This window comes from Candidatus Nitrospira bockiana (assembly GCF_965152565.1).
This window is the reverse complement of the sequence record NZ_OZ224215.1, coordinates 1172159-1196952: the sequence shown is the minus strand read 5'-3', so window position 1 is coordinate 1196952 and position 24794 is coordinate 1172159. Positions and strand designations below refer to the sequence as shown.

The 24794-nt window shown below is 52.8% G+C and carries 26 protein-coding genes; 1 reads left to right on the top strand and 25 read right to left on the bottom strand.

Annotation, left to right across the window (positions count from 1 at the left end; genetic code table 11):
- Nucleotides 1-3: 3 nt before the first annotated feature.
- From ACWHYV_RS05930 to ACWHYV_RS05855, 16 genes are all read right to left on the bottom strand, one after another.
- The gene (locus ACWHYV_RS05930; protein ID WP_447979735.1) at nt 4-1863 is read right to left on the bottom strand and encodes a glycosyltransferase family 4 protein; all 1860 of its coding nucleotides are present in this window, start codon (nt 1861-1863) and stop codon (nt 4-6) included.
- 26 nt (nt 1864-1889) lie between these two features.
- Nucleotides 1890-3218, bottom strand: a complete 1329-nt coding sequence (locus tag ACWHYV_RS05925; protein ID WP_447979734.1) for a glycosyltransferase family 2 protein — start codon at nt 3216-3218, stop codon at nt 1890-1892.
- Nucleotides 3219-3269: 51 nt separating this feature from the next.
- Nucleotides 3270-4082, bottom strand: a complete 813-nt coding sequence (locus tag ACWHYV_RS05920) for an IS1595 family transposase (protein ID WP_447979733.1) — start codon at nt 4080-4082, stop codon at nt 3270-3272.
- 100 nt (nt 4083-4182) lie between these two features.
- Nucleotides 4183-5334: a glycosyltransferase family 4 protein gene (locus tag ACWHYV_RS05915; RefSeq protein WP_447979732.1), complete on the bottom strand. Its 1152-nt coding sequence runs from the start codon at nt 5332-5334 to the stop codon at nt 4183-4185.
- A 107-nt stretch (nt 5335-5441) separates the two neighbouring features.
- Nucleotides 5442-6299 carry a hypothetical protein gene (locus ACWHYV_RS05910; protein WP_447979731.1) on the bottom strand — a complete coding sequence of 286 codons (858 nt, stop codon included), beginning with the start codon at nt 6297-6299 and terminating at the stop codon, nt 5442-5444.
- A gap of 5 nt (nt 6300-6304) precedes the next feature.
- On the bottom strand, nt 6305-7216 hold the full coding sequence (locus ACWHYV_RS05905; RefSeq protein ID WP_447979730.1) for a glycosyltransferase family 1 protein: 912 nt from the start codon (nt 7214-7216) through the stop codon (nt 6305-6307).
- A gap of 146 nt (nt 7217-7362) precedes the next feature.
- Nucleotides 7363-8010: a histidine phosphatase family protein gene (locus ACWHYV_RS05900; RefSeq protein WP_447979729.1), complete on the bottom strand. Its 648-nt coding sequence runs from the start codon at nt 8008-8010 to the stop codon at nt 7363-7365.
- Nucleotides 8011-8031: 21 nt separating this feature from the next.
- Entirely contained in the window at nt 8032-9006 is a 975-nt protein-coding gene (locus ACWHYV_RS05895) for a glycosyltransferase (RefSeq protein ID WP_447979728.1), read from the bottom strand.
- On the bottom strand, nt 9003-10235 hold the full coding sequence (locus tag ACWHYV_RS05890; protein ID WP_447979727.1) for a glycosyltransferase family 4 protein: 1233 nt from the start codon (nt 10233-10235) through the stop codon (nt 9003-9005). The genes ACWHYV_RS05895 and ACWHYV_RS05890 overlap by 4 nt, the downstream gene beginning before the upstream one ends.
- Nucleotides 10211-11077, bottom strand: a complete 867-nt coding sequence (rfbD, locus tag ACWHYV_RS05885; protein ID WP_447979726.1) for a dTDP-4-dehydrorhamnose reductase — start codon at nt 11075-11077, stop codon at nt 10211-10213. The genes ACWHYV_RS05890 and rfbD overlap by 25 nt, the downstream gene beginning before the upstream one ends.
- A gap of 8 nt (nt 11078-11085) precedes the next feature.
- Complete coding sequence (locus ACWHYV_RS05880; RefSeq protein WP_447979725.1) at nt 11086-12120, bottom strand: NAD-dependent epimerase/dehydratase family protein; 1035 nt, start codon at nt 12118-12120, stop codon at nt 11086-11088.
- Entirely contained in the window at nt 12117-12863 is a 747-nt protein-coding gene (locus ACWHYV_RS05875; RefSeq protein WP_447979724.1) for a class I SAM-dependent methyltransferase, read from the bottom strand. The genes ACWHYV_RS05880 and ACWHYV_RS05875 overlap by 4 nt, the downstream gene beginning before the upstream one ends.
- Nucleotides 12860-14179 (bottom strand): phenylacetate--CoA ligase family protein, encoded by a 1320-nt coding sequence (locus tag ACWHYV_RS05870; RefSeq protein ID WP_447979723.1) that lies wholly within the window; start codon nt 14177-14179, stop codon nt 12860-12862. Before ACWHYV_RS05870 ends, ACWHYV_RS05875 begins: the two co-directional genes overlap by 4 nt.
- An 86-nt stretch (nt 14180-14265) precedes the next feature.
- Entirely contained in the window at nt 14266-15015 is a 750-nt protein-coding gene (locus ACWHYV_RS05865) for an ABC transporter ATP-binding protein (RefSeq protein WP_447979722.1), read from the bottom strand.
- Nucleotides 15012-15794: an ABC transporter permease gene (locus tag ACWHYV_RS05860; protein WP_447979721.1), complete on the bottom strand. Its 783-nt coding sequence runs from the start codon at nt 15792-15794 to the stop codon at nt 15012-15014. The genes ACWHYV_RS05865 and ACWHYV_RS05860 overlap by 4 nt, the downstream gene beginning before the upstream one ends.
- A 24-nt stretch (nt 15795-15818) precedes the next feature.
- Nucleotides 15819-17105 carry an O-antigen ligase family protein gene (locus ACWHYV_RS05855; RefSeq protein ID WP_447979720.1) on the bottom strand — a complete coding sequence of 429 codons (1287 nt, stop codon included), beginning with the start codon at nt 17103-17105 and terminating at the stop codon, nt 15819-15821.
- 512 nt (nt 17106-17617) lie between these two features.
- Between ACWHYV_RS05855 and ACWHYV_RS05850 the strand changes: the two genes are divergently transcribed.
- Nucleotides 17618-18514 carry a glycosyltransferase family 2 protein gene (locus tag ACWHYV_RS05850; protein ID WP_447979719.1) on the top strand — a complete coding sequence of 299 codons (897 nt, stop codon included), beginning with the start codon at nt 17618-17620 and terminating at the stop codon, nt 18512-18514.
- Nucleotides 18515-18601: 87 nt separating this feature from the next.
- Here ACWHYV_RS05850 and ACWHYV_RS05845 read toward each other — a convergent pair whose 3' ends face one another.
- The 9 genes from ACWHYV_RS05845 to ACWHYV_RS05805 form a co-directional block, all read right to left on the bottom strand.
- Nucleotides 18602-19486, bottom strand: coding sequence for a glycosyltransferase family 2 protein (locus ACWHYV_RS05845; RefSeq protein WP_447979718.1), 885 nt, complete (start codon nt 19484-19486; stop codon nt 18602-18604).
- Nucleotides 19487-19526: 40 nt separating this feature from the next.
- On the bottom strand, nt 19527-20414 hold the full coding sequence (locus ACWHYV_RS05840; RefSeq protein ID WP_447979717.1) for a glycosyltransferase family 2 protein: 888 nt from the start codon (nt 20412-20414) through the stop codon (nt 19527-19529).
- Between the two features lie 36 nt (nt 20415-20450).
- Nucleotides 20451-20939, bottom strand: a complete 489-nt coding sequence (locus tag ACWHYV_RS05835; protein WP_447979716.1) for a methyltransferase domain-containing protein — start codon at nt 20937-20939, stop codon at nt 20451-20453.
- Nucleotides 20940-21029: 90 nt separating this feature from the next.
- Complete coding sequence (locus tag ACWHYV_RS05830; RefSeq protein WP_447979715.1) at nt 21030-21926, bottom strand: glycosyltransferase family 2 protein; 897 nt, start codon at nt 21924-21926, stop codon at nt 21030-21032.
- A gap of 8 nt (nt 21927-21934) precedes the next feature.
- On the bottom strand, nt 21935-22336 hold the full coding sequence (locus tag ACWHYV_RS05825) for a HEPN domain-containing protein (protein ID WP_447979714.1): 402 nt from the start codon (nt 22334-22336) through the stop codon (nt 21935-21937).
- Entirely contained in the window at nt 22329-22658 is a 330-nt protein-coding gene (locus tag ACWHYV_RS05820; protein WP_447979713.1) for a nucleotidyltransferase domain-containing protein, read from the bottom strand. The genes ACWHYV_RS05825 and ACWHYV_RS05820 overlap by 8 nt, the downstream gene beginning before the upstream one ends.
- A gap of 108 nt (nt 22659-22766) precedes the next feature.
- Complete coding sequence (rfaQ, locus tag ACWHYV_RS05815; RefSeq protein ID WP_447979712.1) at nt 22767-23807, bottom strand: putative lipopolysaccharide heptosyltransferase III; 1041 nt, start codon at nt 23805-23807, stop codon at nt 22767-22769.
- Nucleotides 23808-23814: 7 nt separating this feature from the next.
- A complete protein-coding gene (locus ACWHYV_RS05810) occupies nt 23815-24228 on the bottom strand; it encodes a HEPN domain-containing protein (protein WP_447979711.1) in 414 nt (137 codons plus the stop codon).
- Nucleotides 24225-24716, bottom strand: coding sequence for a nucleotidyltransferase domain-containing protein (locus tag ACWHYV_RS05805; RefSeq protein WP_447979710.1), 492 nt, complete (start codon nt 24714-24716; stop codon nt 24225-24227). Before ACWHYV_RS05805 ends, ACWHYV_RS05810 begins: the two co-directional genes overlap by 4 nt.
- Nucleotides 24717-24794 lie beyond the last annotated feature (78 nt).

Genomic DNA, 24794 nt, shown 5'->3' with positions numbered 1-24794 from the left:
TGATTAGCAGGTCATTCTCGCTTTTGCCTCTCTATACCCAGTGATCAGGCCAAGGCTTTCCAGCCGGTCTCTATATCTTCGACCGACCACTTCCGGATTATAGTGCTCACGGATAAACTGCTGCCCAGCTTTTGAAATCTTCTGCCTTAGTTCGGAATGATCCAAGCAAGTCCGCATTTGTTCAGCTGCCTCATCAACGTTCGGATCACACCAGTACTGGCCATCGGCAAAGAAGTAATCTCCTGCATTTAGTGGGACTAGAGGACCATCGACGAGCAACGCAGTTTCCCGTGTTGTAAAGTCGGTATTACCAGAAAAATTTGTGACAATCACCGGCTTCCCAAGAAGCATCGCTTCAGCAATGATCCGTCCGAAGCCCTCAGCACGATGCAACGAGACATAACAATCGCAGCACTGTATCAGCCCGATTACACGGTCACGATCGAAGACCTCATCCACGATTGTAATTCGTTCATCAGAAGCCGCATAGCGAAGAATCTCTTCCCACTCCGAGGAGTGTCTCTCCACATGCATTGCTTTAATAACTATTCCTACATCCCGGTTGGTTTTTGGAAAGGCGCATACAAAAGCTCGAACGGCCGCTACTGGATTCTTACGTGACAGCCACGAATGGCCGTCGAACATCACAAGGAAAAGAAACCGTCTATCGGGGAGCGAAAAGTGCTTCCGTGCGTACTTTTCACACGGCTCCAAGGATACAGCCATTGGCATTTCTAAGACGGGAACCGAAGCCGAGCATCGGAAAGAGTCTGCTGTGAATCGCGTTGATGCCCAAATCTCATCAACCAACCGATAGAACCCGGAGGCCTGGTCCGGGCCGTATGGCAGCTCCCATTGCCATGCACCTATCGTGAACCTTCCCTCAAACAGGCCCGGCCCCGCCTCGAGGAAAAGGCGAAATGTCTCAAACGCTGGCATGAAAACAACGTTCGCGCGGTAGCAGGGTTCCTTGACCACAGAATTGGCTAACCGGCCATCCATCATCCGAGCATTACATGTTATGGGCGCATCGAAAAGAACGTGAGGGACCCCCGCTGCTGTCAATGCGGCCGCCGCCATTCGAACATCTTCACCGATTCCGAGTTCACCACGCACCCAACCGACAAGATTTACACCATTCGGAACCTGGGTGTCTGGTGCTTGACCTGCTGGAACATTCGTATCGCGATTCAGTCTGTCCGTGTCGTCTTGAGAAAAGAAACCTAACAGGTTCCGGGCTTGAGTCTCGCCCGATTCCTTCCACCATTGAAGAAGAGATCGGCGTCCCTTTTCCGTCCTCAGGTTAAGCCCTCTCTGAAGATCATCAGGACAAACGACCCGTGTGAGGAACAAGAGCATGCTAATGATCTGGTCTGGGTCATGCACAATTCCTGTCGATGGCTGTGTTAGGTATGCCGCGAGTCCCCGATGGAACTCCTCTCCAAGGCCTGGATACTCCTTCCAGCCACCTTGGAGCCACCAGACCACAAACTCACCATACCCCGATTCTGTCTCCAGATCGTACAGTGCCTGTAGATCAACCCGATGCTGCCAAATGAGGTAGAGCGCGCGCGGAAGCGAGAGACTGTGCTGTCTTCCCGCACGGAGCGGCTCACAAAGATATGGAGCCATCGCCTCGTCCAGCTCTTTGGCCAGCCCTGGATACTCTCTCCGCCCGCTTCCGATCCACCACACCACAAACCCGCCATACCCTGATTCAGTGTCCAAATTGTAGAGTGCCTGCAGATCAACGCGATGCTGCCAAATGAGGTAGAGCGCGCGCGGAAGCGAGAGAGTGTGCTGCCTTCCCACACAGAACGGCTCTGTAAACCAGTACTTAAACCTTTTGCGTTCTCTTTCCATAATCCTTCATTGCGGTCGACAACGGCCTATCGCCGCTTTAGAGCCCCGACCAGTGATAATAAATGGCTCATTCGTGCATCAGTCGCGCACGGAAGGCTGCCAAGAAAAAGCCCTATGGCCCTTGCGGCGGACACAAAGGGCAACCAAATCGTCCAACTCACTTTGTCTCTAAGCGAGAGATCTTCTTTCCATGCCACTGTCCAACCAACTCGGATCATGACTCCAAAGTGGCGCACCAATTCCTTGAACTCTCTATTAACCTGTGGGCCAATTGTCCTGCAAAGAAAAGAGTGATCGTCGAAAGCCTTCCTTAAAGCTACTGTTAGGGATCGATAAAGGTCATGGGAGTGTTCAACCATCGACAGAGGTTCGTACACTAGGCTCGCTCCGTTCTCCATCATTCGCTTGGCCCACTCGAAATCTTCCCCGAATGGGACATTTGCAAATGGGTATTCGAGCATGGTTGCCCGTCGGACCAAGCAACTAACGGTTTCAAAATAAATACGCTGTCTCTTCTCAACGGGAGATAGACTCAAAAACTCAGCCGGTTGCCCCATGGACATTATCTGGGGCTCACGGACCGCCTGAGGGAAAGGCCAGGACAATAGTTCATGCTTGCGCAAAGGGTCACAAGTGGACCGAGGGACTTGCCGCGAGCAGGCTGCCACAACATGACCGTTGTCCAGGTGACGTCTTAGACTTATATACCACTGAGGATTAACTGGAATGGCATCAGCGTTGAGATAGCATACAAACGTACCTCGCGCCAGATATGCACCAAGATTCCGCGTCCGGCCGTGGCCGAATTCTTCTGGTTGAATTCGTATTAAGTAAGCCCGCTCTTGTAGGGCAATATTTGGAGTGCCATCACGGGAGCCAGAGTCTATGACAATTATTTCATAGTCTGCAAGGCCATCTTGAGCCTTAATTGCTTTTAGTGTTGCAGAAAGATACTTCTCCTCGTTCTTGGCCAGGACAACAAATGATACGTCGCAAGGAGGTCGTTCACCTATGCCAGGATGCCGCGCCTCAACGTCTCGGAAATAACTTAGATCATAATCTTCTAGCCTGACTACCTTGGACATGAAGGAGAGACCAGGCGTCCACGGAATCATCAGTGCTGGCTTTCCTTTATAACAACTGACGTCGAGAACGCCAGGCACGAGGAGAATCTCCTTAGGGAACAGGAGGTCGATACAGCCCTCTCGGTCCGCTTTCCCTTGAAGGGAGTATCGATTTCCACGCCTATCAATGAACGTAACAACGGGCAACCCGTTATCACTCATGTCCTTCGGCTCATCCATCATCAGACGGACCCGCAATGGCTCCTCGACAGATTCGATAACGCTCGCCATGCCTAACTCCCAATGGTGATTGCTAAATCTTGGGCCAAGGCCTCTTTTTCCTTAGGTGGAATAGCCAATCGGATACTCGAACAAGACCTTCAACAAGTGAGTCCCAAGCAACTCGAACAGATCATCCCGGCGATGATTGAACCGAAATTCCATTTCCTTCAGATAGAGCGGGAAGTGCAAGCGGCTGACGCCATGATACTTGCGCAAGCGTTCCTTGGCGTAGCTCCAGAACCCTTCAATGCCGTTGATGTGGCGAAGGTAATGACGCCCCCGCTGCACATAGGTCTGCCCATGGTCGACCGGCAGGTGTTTGCCGTAGCGCCGCAGGGATTTATAGCTGCTAAAGCGATCCGTGTAGAAGACGGCACCTTTGAGCGCTCGACGTTCGATTTCCCGCATCAGCGTCGCTGCATCGGCCTGGGGGACGACGACGGTGCTGACCCGGCCCTGCCGTTCCAAGATGCCGAAGACAATGACTTTTGGGCCACGGGCGCGCCCCCGCCGCCCTCCGCGGCGACGGCCGCCGAAATAGCTCTCATCGCATTCCAGTTCCCCGGTCAGCGGCCGGGCTTCCGTCTCGGCCATCGTGGCCATCCAGCGGCGGTAGGCCATAAAGCGCTGCCAGATCGGCAAGGGACTCCTGCGCAGTTCTCGCGCCGTCCGCAGCGCCGAGATCTCCAAGCAGAAGAGCTGCAAGATCTGCAGCTCACGGGCGACCCGATCGGGTCGATACCGCCACCGGCAAGCGAGGCAGCGGGTGCGCGCCCCCGGACGATACTGCCGATGCGGTGTCCCGCACCGCACACACTGATGTCGTCTCAATCGTTCGTCGACGAGCCGAACCGACAGCGCCGTCTGTGTCATGGGCCAAGGCCTCCATTTTAGGCCTGGCCCAGAAATTAGTAATCACCCTCCCAATTCTCACTCGTTGACTGAATGACTGTTGTTAAGCCCTAGCCCTAACTTATACGTAACGCCTCACAATGTCCCCGTAACGGGCTACCATCAGGTCTTCCTGATAGAACTCCTCCACCTTCTTTCGCCCGTTACTTCCGAGTGCCTTCCTTAGAGCTACACTATCGGATAGTTCTAACAGCTTATCTGCCAATGCATCGGCGTCTCCTGCAGCGATTAAAAACCCATTCCAACCGTCCTCTATCTGCTCGACCAGCCCAAACACGCGGCTCGCCACTATGGGGAGTCGAAATGCCATAGCTTCCAGAGTGGCTAGCGGGAAACTTTCGTTCAAGGATGGAAAGACGAAAATATCGGCAGCAAGCAGATACTGAGCAATGTCACACGTCTCTCTTATCAAAGCAATGTTGTCACTTTTATTTACCCGGCACGCTGTGGCTTGAATGCTGGCACTCACGGAAACCTCATCTGCATTCGCACCACGATCACCGACAAAGAAGAATTTCACTGTCAAATCCGGCCTGCGACGCCATACCTCTACCGCCGCCCGCATGGTTATAATCTGCCCTTTCCTCTGACAAACCGTTCCTATCTGAACAACCATTATCTCATGAGGCGCGACCCCCAACCGGCTCCTGGCTTCTGCCGGCGTCAACCTTTTAGCAGCCTGATCGTAATCTGACAAATCTATACCATTTTGGATTACCTGCGTTTCTGAAGACTCTAGGAACCCAATATAGAGCTGTCTTGTCTTTTCAGAAACGAAGACTGTAGTGCTAACAGCTCTCAGAAGATCGAGATAAGGAACAGGGTTACCAGTCTGAATATGAAAGTAGATAAATGGATCAATACTCTCGTGAATGATTCCGACGGAGGGGACTCCATGTGACCGCGCGAGAGCGCTAGCCCAGAGACAGTCGACTGTATTAAAGATAACAAGCCTAGGGCTTCCGAGCCTCGAGCATATCAATCTAGCCACTGTCTCGGTTTTGTCATTAAACGCGCCCTCACCCGGCGAGGGCACCTCCCCCCCCAAGTCCATAACAGGAATACCAGATAGATTGAAGGAATCCACCAAAGTACCCGGAGAATGAGACAGGAGCGCAATCGAGTAGTTCTGGGATAAACTCCTGGCGAGCCTAAAGAGGAACTTTGGAGCACCTTCTAAATTTAGATTGTGGCTAACAAAGAGAATGTCCATTTCCGATCTGCCGACAGGCGAAGCACTCGCTCAGGCTACCAACGCAGAATCCACATCGCATCTGGCCATATCACCATCGCCATACTTCAACGCACGAAAGGGCAGACTTATTCATACAGTGGACCCTCGTGTTTTGTCTTTAACACATTGTAGTTGTGCGCGAGCTTCAAGAGTCCAGCAAAGACCGCACGTTCTTGCGGGCCATATACACCTTTAGCATCCCATTCGTCTATTACTCGTTTGAAATACCTTACGATGTCCCACTCGTTCTGATGCAGGCATGCCATTCTTACTTCGTCATCTGTATGGTCGTAGGCTTTACCCGAAATGCCCCGATTCAGTTGCAAGTATGTTGAAAACAAACGCTCGAAAATGAATGGCAAGATTGGTGTTTGAGTGATATGTTGGGTCAGCGCAAAATATTTCTCCTTGTCATTTCCCGCCATTTCCTCCGTTACATGCCTGTGGAGCTGTAAGATGAAGGGGATATAGGATTCCCAAAATTTCGTATTTCCAACCCAATAGTTGCAGTAGAGAAGCGTATCATGCTTGTTTCTCCCTAACTCTGCAAGCCTTATCCGGTAACCGGCCTGATCCAGCAGTTCTTGCGCAAGCAGAGTAATACCTGGGTGATACGCTTCTCCATGCTCCCAAACATTGAATGAATGGTAGGCATTCTGAGGAAACGGGTTTATGAAGTAAACGTCATGCCCGGGGTTCCTTTCGATAAATTCAATAAATTCTCTTCCACGGATCTTTGTCTTAGCCCCAAACTTCGCGGAAACTATTCCTGTATAGTCGCTCTCCTTATACTCGCCTGTCTCATATAACTTTAGGAACACGGCTACTTCTCGATATTCCGGGAACGGATTATGACGCCAATCATGAGGCACAAATGCCGGGTCCAAGACTTCCCGCTGCTCAGCCTTATAATAATTCTGATAGACTGTTATGGTAGCTGGCACCCTGGCTATCTCCCTTCCTGACAACCCAATTCGCGCTGGATCAATTCAAGGAATTTGCTCGCCGGAACCTTGACATGATGATTCGTTACTACATCGCGGAAGGCAGCCAAAGCTACACGCTCCCTGAGTTGCGCGTCGGACACAAAAGTTTCAAGCGCCGCGTGCCATTCTTCTTTTGTGTTGTCAATAATCCACCCCGTTTCCTGGTGCTTGACCGTGCCATCAAAGATAGGACTACGAGAAAAGATAGCTGGTATCCCAAGCCCCCCGTACTCCAAGTACTTGAAGGGATTTTTGCAGGAGTTAAACTCCAGATTTTCTGGATCCTCATACCCTCCCAATGGAACAATGGCAAAGGCATAACCGCAAGACACTAAACAACGTTTGTGTTCCTCGTATGCGAGAGAGCCCATATTGCGCAATCGCTTAATCTCAGTCATCTCAGGAAACGGATCACCATAAAAGTCGATGTCCCAATCCTCGTGTTTTTCAACCAAGTCGTTTAAGACACGAATGAAATCTTGCTTGAACTTCACAAGCTTCAAGTTGTCCGCATTCGAGAACGCTATCTTCTTATGACGAACAAGCCCTCCCGGATAGAACGAAATATATTTCTCGACAAAGAACCCGTTAGGAACTAGAGCGACCCGTGGATGAATCGTTTGCACCTTCTGCAACAATGCTGTATTAGAGACAGTAACAATACTCGCATACTCCAGGTGTTGCTCAAAACGTTTCAGCTTTCCTGCATCAATTGAGGCGCCGCTATACTTTGGAAAGCCTGGGACCCAATCATCTAAATCATAGATCATTATCTTTCCATTCCTTCGGGATGCTGCGGCTATTCTTAAACCTTCAAGACTTATATGCTTACTAAAAATGACTGCATCCGCTTGCTCAATAAGATCATCGGACACAGTCCTTTCATCCTTCTGTGTCCACCTCACGCTACCCTGCTGCTCAAGATAGCTTAGTGGCTCTGTAATTCTTGCTGCAACTGATCGAGAAAATGGTGTTGACGATACGTGCGACTGTCGCTGAACAACAAGAATCGACGGCTTCTTCAATTCTCCCCTCGCTTCCCGCCTATTAGTTTTAGCGATGCCCCTTGTGAGGGAAAAATGTTTACCTGCTCCAATGCATACTGTGCGTGATATGAGTCGGCCATAATTTCGACGCGCAAAATTGACAAAGATGCAGGGAGAAGATTAAACCAAGGAAACTTACTCAACGGAATTTCGAGCGCATAGTGAAGAATTGAGTTAATTGAACCTCCATGAGCCACAATAAGGATACGGTCGCCGTCGCTTGCTCTCCCCACCATCCTTTCGAACCACCGAGTGCACCGGGCGTAGAGCTGATGGTGCGACTCTCCTTTTGGATAACATCGCTCTGGCCGGAAGTCAGAAAAGAACTCAGGGTATTCGGCGTTGAACCGGGATAGCGTCCACTCAGCGCAGATACCTGCGTCTGTCTCCTCAAGCGCGGGTACTATTTCGAATCGGGCTGAAGGAACTAAGAGTCGCGAGGTTTCTATGGCCCGAGCCATTGGGCTCGCATAGTAATGCGTCCATTCTAATTGGACAGCTTCACAGAGTCTTCGCAGATCCAGAACAGACGACCTTCCCTGCTCGGTCAGGGGGCATCCATAGGCGCCAGTGACATGGCCTAATGCGTTACCGACCGACTGGCCATGACGAACTAAGTACATCCACAGTCTCAATTGGGTTAGTTACCCCAAGTTCTGGTATACCGTTATCAGTGGCTTCACCACAGTCGGCCACATGAAGTTCTCTAGGATATGGCTTCTTAGAGTCGTGCCCCCTTCCTTTTCTTGAAGCCCTTTTTGAATGCCCTCGCGAAGGGACTCCAAGGAATATGGATTTACATAGATAGCGAGATCCTTCAAATATTCTCGAGTTGACCCGCCTTCGGTGACAACTACGGGCTTCCCGCTTACTGCTGACTCGAGGACCGACAGCCCTGGCGTTTCAAGTAGTGACGGTTGAACATAGAGTCGGCAACTTTGAAAGGCTGACCTTAGGATTTCTGATTTCGGTGGAAGATATGGGACAAACCGGAAGTGAGATGGTGCCGCTCTCCGGCACAGATCGTAGTATTGGCGATCGCGGTAGTTCCCCACAAAGACAACCGGATCCGGGTAGTCCTTGAGGGCTTCTATCAATCGCAATTGATTCTTTCGCTCCTCAATCATACCGACACAGAGAATGTAATTGTCGACGCTATAAACCGTTTTGAAAATATGCGGGTCAGCTGGTTCTGCATAACAAGGATCTACTCCGTTGTAAATGACAGTAAACTTCTCCTCTGGAATATTGAAGTATGACCTTAACTGATCCATCTCCATCTTTGAGTTTGGCAGAATCATGTCGGCAAGCGATAGAAGCTGTCGGATGTACTCGGTGGGGTATTTGTCTGGTTCATCGAGCCAAATAGTCGGTGAGATGACTAGCCTCTTGTTGTATCGCTTGATGTATTCAATAATATGCTCACTTCCTCCATGCACAGAGAAGTGATGAACTACACTATACTCCGATATGTGCTTGGAGAGATGACTGTAAATATCGATACCAATGCCGAGCGCCTTCACGTTAGCAACTGTTTCTAAGATCTGAATTTCCCCTCCACCAGGGTTGAAGAAAGCATATGGATAGGTAGTTACAACGACGCGCTGCGGCGAGGTCACGATGAGTTCCTCCTTTCATTGCCTGATAGGCCTGCTACATAAGTAAGAGCCTGCAGGAAATGCTCCACATTTAAATCATCTCGATATCTCCTTGCATAGACATCTTCCTGTGCAGAAACTACAGCCTTACGGCGGGCAGGATCACTTTGAAGCATTGCCATTTCCCTTGCTATTATCTTGTAGTCCTTCGTTTTGAACAATAAGCCAGCCCCGCTCAATGTCTCTTCAACTGCGGCTGCATCATAGGCGACGATCGGCACCCCGAACTTCATTGCCTCAACCAAAGGAATGCCAAACCCTTCATGCTCGCTCATACAGATGACCGCATGAGCTATCTTGTAACAAGCACGCAATTTCGCGTCACTCGGGTTGTCCACAAATTCTACCTTTTTCCCTGCGTCACCAAGATCCAACACAACCTCCTGTAGGTAGCGGCGGTAGCTAGATACATGCTCGCTACCAGCAAGAATAAGGCGAGAATCTGGACGAATCTCATGATAGACCTTAAACACTTGCAGGACGTCCTCGACTCGCTTGTGTGGGTATTGCCTACCCACATACAGCAAATTGTCGCTCCCGTCAGCAAATGACTCAACGCCATGATAGTCAGGCTCGACTGAGTCCAACTTAGAAAGTGACAAAAATGGGGGACTCAGAAAGGTTGATACGTCCAGGGTGATACTCTTCTTCAATTGATCCCGGCAGCATTCTAGCAATTCACGCCTGAGATATTTTGAAGAAAATACAAGAGCGTCGAAGGCAAGCAGGCCGGCGGCCGCATTTCTCCCTTGTTCACATTCCGCGGCCACCTCTTTAGCAAATTCCGTCAACAGATTCGGCGGCGTGATTCCATGATAATATGCAAGCTTTCGTATCGGTAAAGAGCTAAGCATCTCAAGATAAGAATCGCCAATTGAATAATGATAAAGGAGCACGTCCCTCCCAGGGTCCACCATGCTAGGAAGTTCTGATACATGATGCAAAGCTGCCCGATCTATTTCTGGGCACTGCTGCATGTATAGAAGACAGTTGATCCCCTTCGCTCTGAGCAGAAAGGCGATCTCCATAATAAAGCGGGATATTGCGTCGAAGGGAAAGAGGTTCTTCGTAACTAGATGAACGCGACCAGAGAAGCTGACGGCAGCCGAGGTGGCACCGAGCCGTCGAAGACACTCCTGCCAAGGAAGATCAAACAAAGACGAGATCACTGCATAAACTCCCGGCGCCACATGTACTGCGCCAAGGCATCCCTCCAATCGCTCATCGCGTCCAGCCCAATCTCCTGCAAATGTTTATTCTGCAAGACAGAGAAACACGGCCTCTTTGCCTTTGCCCCAGATTCCTGGGTTGTCTGTGGTGATAAATTCGCGTCTACTTTTGCTAGACGGAAAATTTCCTGTGCAAATTCATACCAACTGCACTGTCCATTATTGGTGCAGTGGTATGTTCCATCCGCGTCGATGTCGATGAGCTTCCACACGGTTGCTGCCACTTCTGATGTCGCTGTTGGAGTGAGAATTTGATCATCAACGACACGAATGGGTTTTCTTTCACGAGCCAACTTCAACATCAGCTCGACAAAGTTTCCACCCTTCCCAGAGCTTCCCGCAATCCCATACAGCCCAGACACGCGAAAGATGAGGTATCGAGATGTCCAAGCCTCAATAAGACTTTCTCCAACTCGCTTCGAACAGCCGTAAGCGTTGATGGGATCAGTAGCATCTGTTTCTAAGAGTGGGCGTTTTGAATTCCCGCTAAACACATAATCTGTAGAGAAATGTACAATCTTTGCACCAATTGCTTGGCATACGCGGGCAAGTTCTCCGACTGCGTACCCGTTTACTTCAAAGGCTCGCCTGTACTCTTGTTCACATACATCGGTTTTATGAAACGCAGCTGTATTAATGACGACGCTCGGTTTCACTGCTTCTAGTCCTTGCCGGACTTTCGCTGTTTCGCAAATGTCCATCTCGTTGTGATCCCAGGTGACTAGTTCCCCTCGTCCATGAAAAGCCTTGGACAGATCACTGCCAAGTTGGCCTCGGGATCCTATTAAGAGATAACGAGTCATAGCTCTCCTTAAAAAATTGGCCCAGCTTGACGGATCAGCTTCTCAGCATAATCCAAAATCGTCATCCATTGAATATTGTAATACTTTGGATGAAGAAATTCTGAATAGTTGCGTCCACGCAGCTTCATGACCATGTCGGCTAACGATTCTTTGACGCCAATCTTTGGTTGAAAACCAATGTAGGTTTTGATTTTGTGACCAGAAACGCGATAACTACGTGATCGGCGATGAGAATAATCAACATTGATCTTAACAGGCACGTCATTCTTAAGGCTATCAACGACATAATGCGCCAATTCCAAAATCCGGTAATTCTGATACACAATGTTAAAAACTTGCCCTCTCACCTTTTCGATTGGAGCTTCAAGGCATGCAATGTGTGCTTCGGCAACGTCCCCCACGTCGACTAATGGCCGCCACATCTCCCCGCCGCAGTCTACATTAATCGATCCGCGAGTTAGCGCATCTTTCACGAAGGTGTTGACAACCAGATCAAATCGCATCCGTGGGCTATAACCATAAACCGTCCCTTGTCTCAAGGAAACAGGACAAAAGTCGTCATCCATTAAATGCGAGAGAATACGCTCTGCTTCATAATTAGAAGTCGCATATGGCGCGCGTGGGTTTACGTCGCTATCCTCGTCCTTGAGCACATCCTCAGCCTCCAGCCCCAGGTCATAAATTGAACACGTGGATGCGAACGTGAATCGTTTGATCTTTCGTTCCTTGCAACTTTTAGCAAGAACCTCGGTCATGACCGTATTGATCTTGTAATTGGCAATCGGATTATAGTGGGCAGTCGGGTCGTTTGAAAGTCCCGCAAGATGGACCACTCCGGTCACACACTCAAGGACTTTTGCATCAAACCAGCGGAGATCACCTTGCACAATTTCGATTTTTCCCCTAGCAGACTGCAGTCCTTCATCACCGTAATACAGCTTATCGTATGCCCGGACACGATAGCCACGGTCTATCAACTTATTTACTAGCACGCAACCTATATAACCAGCGGCGCCAGTAACTAGTATCATTTGCTCTTTCATACGCCTCTCCTCCGATTGAGCGGTTGGTGCAATTGCAGTACGGCCGTCCTGATCCACTTCAAACCTCTGATACAGAGGCTCGGTAAAGCAAGAACCGCTGCCCGTTTAGCCATTTTTATGAGGTTGAACGGCTCCCGAGTGAATCCCTTTAGAAACTCCCAATCCTCAAGCTCCGGCATGGTGTTCGTGCCCTGCTCCACAATCATCGCGTCAATGTGATCTCGCCAGTAATACTTGATGCGGAACATATCCGGATGGCTATGAAAAAAGAATCGGAAAGCCTTGTCGGTTTGAAAGAGATGGTGAAACAGATTCCCCGACCAGATCACTCCAGGGACCTTCCTCTTCAATATGAGGGTCTCATCACGTATGACGAGAGACCACCGGTGATACTCAAAATAAAAGAGGTTTTCTGCGATCTCACTTGGTGTCTCGATGTAGCCCGCCTTTCCAACCCGCTCGAGTTCGGCCAGAAACTGCTTGGGGTCTTCGGCATGCTCTAGGACATGGCTGCAAATGATGTAGTCGAAGCTCTTGGATTTGAAGGGCAGGTTGTGAGCATCTGCTATCACGAGCGGACGGTCAACGACCAGCTTGTCTTCTGGTCGTTCCTTCGTATGCAAGTATTTGTCGCAAAGAACATCGGCTCGCTGGCTCGGGGCGTGTCCGCTGCCGATTTCAAGGACTCGGTCGCCACGGGCTATCGGAACCTCCGGTAAGCAATGACGCAATGGACCCTTCATGACATTTGACAAACCGTATACCGATATTTGCCGGTTTTTGTCGTATCGATCTCGCTAACCACCTGGAGGTCTACGTTGATACCATCCCCCAGTGCCTCCCGCAGACACTGATCGATACGTTTTCGAGTGTCGTCCGCAAATCCATCCCCCGGGACGATTTTTACGACAAGCTGATCAAGCTTCATTTGAATAATTTGAAACCGGCGAACACCACCGATAGCGAGCATCAAATCCTGGAAAAAGTGGCCATACAAATGGCCGCCTCTTGGGGTTTGGATTCGATCGTGTACTCGCCCTTGGATATCGGAGACGAGAGGGAAGCCTCGCCCACACACACACGACTTATCCAGAACCCTCGCGCAATCTCCTGTGCGATAGCGAATCAATGGCATGGCATAGTTGGTCAATCCAGTAATGACCAACTCCCCGATTTCTCCGGGCTTGACCGGTCGATTGCCGTCCAAGCATTCAAGAATCACTGTATCAGCGTTCACGTGAAGCCCTGAGTGCGCTTCGCATTCATGGGCAATGATCCCGAATTCTGCAAGGCCGTAACGATTGAATACCTTGCAGCCCAACTCCTTTTCTATGCTGGTCCGCTGCCACTCAAAGAGTGTCTCCCCTGTAACTTCTGCAACACGAAAGAGCGGAGCACTGAGGCCTCCGTGGCGCTGCACGTGTTCGGCAAGGCTAGCCAAAATAGTGGGGTACGCTTGAACTAAGACCGGCCTCGCCCGGCGCAACGCCTTCCACAGATGATCTAGTCCCGCTTCGCCGAGATTCAGCACAAAGATGTTCACGCGATTTAGGAAATGGCATTTAACCGCTTCCCTCACCTTGTCACGGAACTGCGGGGTATTCGGATTCGCATTAGTAATGTGCACTTCCCGATCGCCAAGATGCTTACCCGTCCAACTCAAGTTGCGAATATTAACGGCGGCTGTAAGGTCGAGTGCCGCACGATCGTAATAAATCTTCATAGAAGGTCCCGTGGACCCTCCGGTTTGTCTCAACTCTAGAGGTTTTCCTTGCGCAGACCCGGCAACAAGCTCCTGACCATGCTCGACGATGGTCTGCTTAGTCAGAACGGGAATGTAACGTAGGTCCTCAGGCCTCTGAATATCAGATGCCAGGATGCCCTGTTCCTTAAAAACTCGCTGATAGTAAGGTACATCCTTAGCAACATGGTGAATGAGTTGTGCAAACCGCTCCTGCTGATAAGCTTGCAATCCCTGTGGGGAAAGCCATTGAAGCCCCTCGATCTCGCGAACGCGCTCACGGATCTTACGTTCCGCCTGTAACTCGTACAGGGGCACATAGACATGCTGGGTGAGAAGACTTCTCAGCATTCCAAGGAAGAGTTGCTAAAGCTGATTTGAGACGAACAACGTTCCATCCGTTATTAACCAACCGACTGCATCTGAAACTCCTGGTAACGAGCCAGTACCTGGTCAGTCTCCCCGTCTTCGGCCACCTTACCCCCTCTCAACCAAATCACCCGATCACACAGGCGCCGGACCTCTTCAATTGCGTGGGACACTAGCACAATCGTCTTTTCTTGTCTCTTAAATTCCAGAATCTTCTTGTAGCACTTGTCCTGAAAATGAAGGTCACCGACCGCCAACACTTCGTCGACTAGTAAGACATCGGGATCGAGATGTGCTACCACTGCAAACCCCAATCTGGTCACCATACCGGTGGAATATGTACGGATCGGTTGATCCAAAAACTCTTCCAGCTCACTGAACGCGATAATATCCTTCATCCTCGTTAGGACCTCGTTACGCCGGAGCCCGAGGAGAACTCCGTTCAGAATGATGTTTTCGTAACCGGTCAGTTCCGGGTGAAATCCTGCACCGAGCTCAAGCAAAGGGCAGATTCGTCCCCGCACTTCTACATTCCCCAGTTGCGGTTTCAGAACACCCGCCATTAGGGCAAGTGAGGTGCTCTTGCCGGATCCATTCGCACCGATGATACCGACAGCCTCTCCTTGCTTAATCTGAAAGGATACGTCGTCCAGAGCCTTAAAACGCTCCCTGCGAAATGCGCGGAGTGTTTCGGGCAAATGCAGAAGCGAAGCTTTAATCCCTGTCAGGACATGATGGTATCGGAGATACCACTTGGTCACATGATCAAACGAGATGACAGTCACACGACCTCTGCAAAGCGCCAGCACAGCCTGCGGTAGATTAGGCCACCGATGCCCCAGAAGAAACCGGCACTGATATAGGATTTGACTATCAGTTCAAGGTCAAGAGATCCCGACAGGAATAGTTGCTGCCAACTCAGGATCAATGGCGCAATAGGGTTCAGTTCCAGAATTGCGCGATACTGCATTGGGACCATTGTTGCGGAATAGACGATTGGTGTGAGGAAAAACAGGAAAGTAACACCTAAAACCGTGAGTCTCTCCAAGTCGCGAAAGAACAAGTTTGTGGAGGCCAAGGCCAAGGCAATGCCGTAAACCGTCAAGAATTGAGCGATCGCGATGATTGGGATGCCAACCAACCAAATCCAGGAAGGCTTCAAGCCGTATATAAAGAGAAAGATTGTGATAGCGGGTACCGCGAGCGTGAAATGCAACGCATCATTAAGTACAGTGACCGCCACGAGGATCTGGCGAGGAAACCGAACTTTTTTCAAGAGCGTGGCATTGTTCAGAAAGATGGTCGGCGACGCATTGATGGAATTAGCCACCCACTGCCAAGGGAAAAGTCCGGCTATCAGAAACAGCGCGTACGGAACTCCAGGCACTTGGACACGCATAAATACTCCAAAAGCCAGAATATATAGAAGCGCAAATGCAAGGGGGTTACCGATTGACCATGCATACCCCAGCCAGCTGCTCTTATAGCGGACTTTCAACTCCTTCTGAAGAAGAACGCATAACAAATCCTTCCCATATTCAATTGTCTCGCTCGCTACAAACAACTTCTTTCCTCCGCCCAGCAATACTTAGGAATCAGATTTTAGGAGATCAATGTGGCGTCCGGTAACAGTAGATCTTGGAGAATGCATTGATGTGATAATGACATGGCCGGCAGCTAGGACAACCCAGAACAGATACCCCAAACTCCCGGCGAACATATAGTCAAAAAGGTTGCGGATGAAAAAGCCAGCCAGCATCACGATTACTGCTAGTAGGAAGTAGTGCTGTACTCCACTTGATTTCCTTGCCACTGCCAATAGCGCTCGCCAAGAAGCGATAAAGACCCACAGCAGGCAAAGGACGGCAGGTATACCGCTCCCCATCGCCACCATCAAGAACGTACTATGCGGTCCGTTGGCCTTTTGAGCTTCTTCGTAGCTCTCGAACCGCTTCATGAACGTTTGACTGCCGTAGCCAATACCCGTTAGAGGATGCTCCAGTACCTCCGAGGCTTGTAACTTCCACACGGCTAGCCGAGCATCGAATGTCCACGGATCTACAGTCTGCTTCTGATACCCGAGTTGGGCCAGATAGAATAGCCCGGCAGTGCTGAGCAGGATTCCAAGTACTATGCCGACCACGATCTTCCGCCGGGCTGTCAGAGCAGCCAGTGTTAACCCTTCTGCTACCATTCCAAGCCAACCCGCACGCGTGTATGAGGCCGCTTGGGCTATCAAAGCCCCTGCAGCGACAAGTACGGCTAGCCCCTGCTTCCAGCGCTCCTTAAACGAAGCGAACGCCGACACGATGAGCGGAATGGCGATGACCATGTAGGTTGTCAGCCAGTTGTAATCCGACCCTAGCGCCCAGGCCCTGACCACTCGATCCCGCCATGTTCCCCCGCGCGCGATAAAGTCTTGTATGGACACACAGGACAAAGCGCCCGCCCCCACCAGCACTGCGAACAGCACCCTTGAGGCGACTGTTTCCGGGGCCTGGTCTCGGAGGACAAGCGACCCCCAGTAGAAGACGAAGGCCTGCACCAGCAACTTTCTCCACTCGCCGAAGCTGTACATGGGATCAATGGCGAAGGGGATCGTGATGAGCACCCAGAGAATGAATGCAAGCAACGGCAGAGTAATAGGAGTGCGAACGGTCAGCCCTCGTCCCGTTTGCCAGCTTACCCATAGCGCGGAGAAGAACAAGAGGAAAAAGAGGATCTCCTGCTTATGGAATAGGGGAGGGAAAAAGCTAAGGACGATGAACAGGGGCACCGCCCATCCTTGGATTTTCCAAAACCACTCTGGTTGAAAGGTGGCGGACGTAATGCCGTTTCCGCGAGCAGTTGCGGCAAGAACTTTGGATGCGCTCATACGGCTCTAGCTCGAACCACTGCTAGCTGTACGCCAAAAACAGAACGACCTTATCAGGAGGTTGTGAAGGGAAGGGCTGCTTGGCATCCACCTTGATGCCTTGTCAGAGCAAGGCGAGAAGCCTTATACCACAGCAACCGAGAGCGATCAATAAAGAGTCATTACTGATCGAATGACACTACTTGTCTTGGTTACCAAACGATCTCCTGGCGTCGCTCCAGGAACTGTGCGCAACCCCGCGCTTGGCCTGTTCACACCGTGGTGACCAGGCGTTGCGAGCACGGTGGCGCAGCATAACCGTGTGGAGGGCTATTTCGTAAGGTGCAAACGGACCTAGGATGGATATCTAGGACAGTGGAAACCGGGCTCTCCAGCGTTCACCGCAATGCCTTGACCTGTTGCCACTGCATGGACGGCAATGCTACGGTTGCGTTCGCCATGATGACGGCCTACAGCCACCGCGCAACCACCTTCGCCTTTCACCCGACTAACCCACGTACTAGGACCGGTTCGTGCCACTCGTGACCGCGATCATCCCCGCTTACAACGGCCTCCAACGGTATTTGGATCGGGCGATCCTCTCTGTCCTCAAGCAATGCTTCACCAATGTCGAACTGATCGTTGTGGATGATGCTTCCACTGACGACACGGGGGAACTCGTTCGACGGTACTCGGAAGCTCGCTATGTGAGGCTTCCATCAAATCACGGGCAAGCAGCGGCTCGAAATCATGGTGCCAGCTTGGCTCGCGGTGAATTTCTCGCCTTCCTCGATCAGGACGATATCTGGGAGCCCAGCTTCGTTGAGGAAACGCTGAAGATTTTCTCAAGCAGCCCTGGAGCCGCTTTGGTCCATACTGACGGCTATCAAGTGACCGAAGACGATCAGATCGTGCACTACGACCGGGCGATGAAGCCAATGAAGAGCGTCACCCAACTACTCCGTGGCAACCATGATACCGCGACGTCCGGCTCCCTGATCCGCGCGGCATGTTTTCATGCAGTCGGCGGATACGACGAATCCTTGGCCGTCTGGGAGGATATTGACCTGGGTATACGGCTCTATCAGCGCTTTCCGGTCGTCCATTTGCCTAAGCCCCTCTATCGCCATCGTCTCTATCAGCACAATGCGTCACGTGAGATTCCTTCTGAACGTACGCTGATGGCGCGCCGCAGATTCCTTGAGAAGCACAGCCACACTTGTCTGCCCGGCAGTGCTGAAGAAAGAGCCCTGCGACGAGACTGGGCCCATTACTATGGAGACCTGGGGAAGCACTACCTTCGGAACGGGCAAACAGCACGCGCACGAGATGCCTTTCGTCTATCAGTCCACTATTACCCGTTCAGCCGGAAATCCCTTTTTCGCTTGATCGGCTCTTACCTGCCTATGCAGTCTCGGGCGGCTCCGTGACCGGAACGAGTCGTTTGACTTGTGGATGATCGAGACGAAGCCAGCGAACCTGATTGGCGGTCGTGCCTACAGCAGCGCCGTTCTGCATCAGAGGTAGGAACGAATCATCCTCAAGAAGCAGCGCCACGCTGCCTTTGGGCTCTGTGCTCGGCCCAGGCTGTACACGAGTCCCCGCAGCAGACACTCTCGGCCCTGTCTATATTGTCCCTGTTTTATCAGGAGCTTCCCTCGATCACAAAGGTAGAGAGCCTGCTCTCGAAGGAGATAGCGTCGCTTCTCTCCGTCGTTGCCGAAGCGCTCCAACAAGGTCGCAATGAGAAGCGGCCTATGGCCTATGGCAATATCGGCAGGCTTCTGATCTCCTACGCGATGGAGCGTGAGCGGCTCGTTGATACTTGCGAGGTCATGTTCTTCGGCTACTCGTGCCCAGAGCTCGTGGTCATCCAGTCCTGCCGAGTTGTACCGCTCATCGAATACTCCGACCTTCTCCAAGACCGATTTCCTCACTAGAACCGACGACGGAGTCGGAACGTAGCCGCGCACAAACAGCCTGGCGAAATCGTCTGCTGGATTGTAGCCATGGACAATCGTCTGGAGGGGGTGGCCTGCCCGATCAATGTGTCCGACATCCGTTAATACTATTGCAAGATGGGGATCGGACTCTAAGACTCGGACCTGCTTCTCAAGTTTCGTGGGATGCCAGAGATCATCATGATCGAGAAAGGCAAGATATCTGCCGGTTGACTCCTTTATTCCACGATTGCGAGCGCTCGCCACTCCTCTGTTCTCCTGGCGGATGTATCGAACGGAGTCTCGGTACTCGTTGATTACCTCTCCCGATCGGTCGTTCGATCCGTCATCGATGACAATAATCTCCGTATCCTTCCAGGTCTGATCCATCACGGTTTGGATGGTTGCCCTGATGAAGTCAGCCGCATTATAGATCGGTATAATGACGCTAATGGCCGGCATCGTTGGCCGTCTCGACACATCCCCTTTAGATAGGGGACATTTACAGATAGGACCGCCCTAGACGAAGCAACGATCGGACGACCATTTTGGGATTCGCAAGCCGGCGAAGACCGAGCATCACCGCTTCCTGAAGATGCCTGCGCCCATCACCAAGCCGTCCCATCTTGAGCTCATGCTGGCCGAGATTCGACAGGAATCCCACTCGCTCACCAACGAGAAATCGCCGCCTCTCGGGATCCTCTCGATAGCGACCTGAAAGCAACTGCCAGTAGAGATCCTCATTCAACTTGTGGAGGTCACCATGAACACGCGGGCCGTGGTCTCTGTATAGGACGAGCGTCTCCGGCACATACCCCACTTCCGTATGCTCGACCACTCGCGACAGCCATTCCATGTCCTGGAGCCCGGCGGCCACAAAAGACTCGTTGAATCCACCGACGCGGTCGTAGACCGTTCGCCTCACCACTATCATCGAACAGTAGATGACGAACCCCTTCTGAAACAAGCGGACGTACGGGTGCTCTCTATTGACACCTCGCACGTATCGATCCATCACGGCCCCTGTTTGCGATATGTACTGCATGTCGCAGTTCACCACGCCACATTCCTGATGTTGATCCAGGAAGGCGATCTGTCGCTCAAGCTTCTGTGGCAGCCAGATATCGTCGTTATCCAGAAATGCGATCAATTCACCGCGGGACAACTCGACACCCCTGTTGGTCGCAATGGCAACGCCTGCATTCTTCTGATACACGTATTTGACGGCATCACTATATCGCTGAACCACCGCCGCCGAACCATCGGTCGAGCCGTCATCAATCACAATGATCTCAAGGTCTTGAAACGTCTGAGCAAGGACGCCCTCAATGGCTTCACCAACATGGTCCTCGGCGTTGTAGACTGGTATGACGACGCTCACTCTCGGCACGGATTCCTCTCGGACAGCCTGTTTGAAGGGGATCGATCACAAGGTCACTGCTTCAAGAACGAACTGGATTTCATGGCAGACGTTCCAAAGGTAGCGACGGGCTCTCTTCTTGAAATGTTCCGGCCAAGAATCAAATGGCTGCCTCATCTTGAAGTTGATAGACACGGTTCGAAAATGACAGTTGAGCTGATAGTAATTCGGGTATTCGAAGTATTTGAAAGATTCTTCAGTAATAAAACGGACATGAGTTGGATCGACAAACGCCTCCTTGGAGGTGTAGTACGGTGCACGTATGTAGACCCGCGCTCCTAGCGCGCAGATTCGGTACAGTTCGACCATGAACCGGTTGAGATCACGAATATGTTCGATGATATGAGTCAGGTGAACAGCCGCAACAGATTGCGAGCGGAATGGGAGACCCTGCTCGAAATCGCAAACCACGTCCACCCCCTTCAATGGTCGACGATCCACCCCAATCGCTCCGCGCTCCTTGCGCTCCCCACAGCCGATATCTAGCGTCAGCATCACGACAACCTTGCCCTCACGCGGAAACAAATGTCCTTCGCTTTTTCAAGATATCCCGATCGGCAGCCTTGTCATGGTCTTCTCGCAGGCCTATACCCATGTTCGAAGCCACCGGGTGTACGTGCGCAGCCTGCTCGGTGCCCTTCGTATCGCGCGGACATAGTACCCCCGCGCCTCTCCTGCCCGCCCCTGTAACTGTGCCACCCGCCCGCGCAGTAAATAGTAGTTCGCCCACTCCCGGTCGAGCGCGCGTCGCTGCTCCTTGGTCAGCGACCCGCGCTCTTCCAGGCTGGTCAAGAACCGCTCGCGGCTGGAGAGCACCTTCTCACGGTGGGTCGCCTCGTCGAACGCCATGTCGCGATACCCGTGCCCACGCTGGAGCTTACGGACGAGCACTCGCTCGACGCAGGCGAAGCCGGTCACCGAGAACAACCGAATCGTGAGATCGGAATCCTCCGAGCCGTAGAGCTCGGGACGCAACCCTCCCACCTTCTCAAGGCACTCGCGGCGAATCAACAGAGTCGACGGCAGCGCCGCATGGCCGCCGACGAAGGCTTGCACGAGGGGCTCCGCGCTGTGCCGGGCGTGCACCCGCTCCAAGACGCAGCCGTGCTCGTCCACCACCTCGTAATCACTGTGCACGAGACCGATCGAGGCATCCTGGCGGCAGATCGAGAGCTGCGCCTCCAACTTGTCGGACACCCAGACGTCGTCGCAGTCGAGGAGCGCAATGAACTCACCTCCGGCCGCTTCGATCCCTTTGTTGCGAGACCGCGCCGGCCCGCCGTGGTCCTGTTGAAACCACCTGATGCCGTGAGTCCGTTCGAGCTCGGCCAGGACCGACTGGGTGCCATCGGTCGACCCATCGTCGACGACGAGGATTTCGGCGTCCCCGTGGACCGTCTGGTTTCGGATGCTCTCGACCGCCTTGGCCACGAAGGGGGCGCCATTGAAGACGGGAATCACAACTGAGACGAGGGGACGCATCGTTGTTCCTACTGTTTCTCGAGGGCAGACAGATAGCGGGAGACTTCCGCTACAAACCCTTCGGCTTCCGAAACTGCTCGACGAGCCGTGTCTTCATCTAGATAGGATAAGGCCTCATAATCGCCTGCTTCCCGGTCGTCTTTTAGATTGGCGAGAAACTTTCCCCATTTCTTTTCGAGTCTTCCGGACTTGATGAACAGCAGGCCGAACAGGGTCACAAGTCCTTTATGTGTATCGGCCTTCTGCCCTTCGGCAAGAAGGGCCGCCTGAGCGGCGTGGAAGGCCGCGTAATAGGCCCGAGACACGGCGTCATCCCACTCTCGATTGTTCGCCAGATCGCGCGCCACGCGCAGCTTGTGCTGCGCCTTCGAAAGATACCCTTGAATGAGCTCCCGCTGTGCCTTATCCAACCGTTACTCCTTCGGCGGCGACCCGTTGCATGAACGGCGTTTGCAGCGCTTGCAGTCGGTCGAACTCGTGTTGCTCGAAGATCTTGAGTGAGACCAACCGTCCATGAGCCAACAGCACATCCACCACGGCTTCATAGAGAACGTCCACGAGGCGATGGTCCTTCTTGGAGACGACCAGCAGAAGGTCATAGTCGGAGTCCAGCCGATGCGTCCCTCGAGCCCGGGAGCCGAATAAGATCAGACGTTGTACCTGCGGCCGTACTGATGCAATACCATTTAAGAAATCTCGGATCACGGGATCTTGATTCACGGTCGCATCCATCAGATCATCCCGAACAGGATGACTGCCAGAACGACTTCGTCCGCGTCCGCCTTCTTCATCAGTCGGTCAATGATAGGTCCCATCTCGCTCATCGGCTGCCGAGCCTCGTCATAGGGTATATGGGGAGGCGGCCGACCGCAGCAATTTCTCCGCCGCGGCAAAGACCTCCTCGACTGAGATCTGCTTCATGCAGTTCTCCTCGCCCCTCCCACAGGTGGGATGGAAGCAGGCTCGGCAATCCAGCCCCTTGTACAACACTTCTACTCGCGCGCCTCGCGGCCCCCACTCCGCGGGGTTCGATGGGCCGAACAGGCCGACGACGGGCACACCGAGCGCGGCCGCCATGTGCATGGCGCCGTTGTCGTTTCCGATGAACAAGGCACAGCGTTTCAGGATGGCGGCAAACTCGAGTAGGGACACGCGGCCGGCAAGACTAATTGGAGCGGAAGACGCATGCCGCACAATTGCCGCGGCGACCTCCTGCTCCTGGCTCGCTCCGCCGATCAAGACTCGGCAGCCATAGGCCTTGACGAGCTGGTCGCCCACCGCGGCGAATCGTTCGGCAGGCCAGGCCTTGAACCAGTAGCGGGCCCCCGGATGGACCATCACGAGTGGGGTGGCAATCCTCCCGTCCGCCGTTGCCAGGCCGAGCCCCGCCAATAACCTCTGTGCCGCCTGTTCCTCCTCCTCACCCGTGTTCAAGACCAACGGCCTCGCCTTTGGCTCGATGCCGAGCGGGCGAAGCGCTTCCATGTCGCGCTCGAGACGGTGACATCCGGGGGGTGCACTGACGACCGTGGTATAGAGCGCGCCTCGCCACCGCTGCTCGGCATTGAAGCCGATGCGGATCGGGGCACCGCTGACCCTCGTGGCGAGCGCCGAGCGATCGCCATCCGTCAGGTCGATGACACAGTCGAACCGCCGGCGGCGTACTTCGAGCAACAGCCGGAGCTCGGCCGCCGGACCATGACGATCGATGACCATGACCTCGTTGATGTCCTCGTTCCATCTCAAGATATCCTCGGTGCCGCGATTGACCGCCATGGTGATGCGGACGTGTGGGACATGCTCGCGAAGCGCCCGCAGCACCGGCGTAGCCAGCAGAACGTCGCCGATGTAGCGCAGCTTGATGACGAGGATGTTGTGCATGGGACTGCTATACGGGACCGATGACCCGCTGGGCAACGTCGACGACTCTTAGGGCCCCCTCACGCGCTTGTTCCGCCTGCGCCAATGAGTACTCCTCCGTGGGAATGAAATCCACGTCCCCATAGAACGCCAGTTCCCGATCCTTCCGCAGCTCCTTGGAGATGACGGCCAAAGCGGGAAGCGTTTCCCGTAGATGCTCGGCAAAGCGGTGACGATGTTCGAGGACCATGTTGCCGACATCGTGAACCTTCGGCGGTTCGATGCCGACTGCCCGAAGCATGCCTTTCATGGCCAGCTCAACGATTTCTTGAGCCTCACAAACGACATCCGAGTAGGCTTCCTTGCGCAGGAGGACATCGAGAATCTCGAGACGATCGACCGCCTTCTTCAAATAGCTCTTCGCCAGTGACTCGCTGGTCACAGCTCGAATACCTCGCCGGGCTTATAGTCCGGCTTCAGATCCCAGTACCACATGTTCCCTCTCCAGATCCTCTTTGACCCAAGCTGTCTCAGGCGCCCGCGTAGCCGCTCCAGCCGCCGTGCAAAGAAATCATCGCGGTCGTACAGCAGTTGCGCGTCCTCCGTCATATCGAGAAAGAGCGGGCTCCCTGCCTCGGCTTCTTCCGGCGTCTTCAAGACTACCGAGAGCTTGGTGTCGATGCCGTGCCGTCTCGCATCCATGAAGGCGGGTTCCAGAACCTCCTCCACGGCGTCGAATTCACGCGCCCGGGTCCACCGTCCGTTTGGCAGACCGCGGGCGATGATCAAGAGATCGATATCGGAGTCGAACCGCATCGTGCCTCGACCGACGGATCCGTACACCGCGACGGTGACCAACCGATCGCCGTAATGGCTCTGAATCGCCTTCACGGTCTCCTTCAGCAGGTCTTCGAAGGCTTCTTGGAGCATGGGCTTTGGTTGACTGGTAATTGAGCAAGTAAGTAATTGAGTCTTGAAGCTGTCCTGCAACCCAATTACTGAGTTACT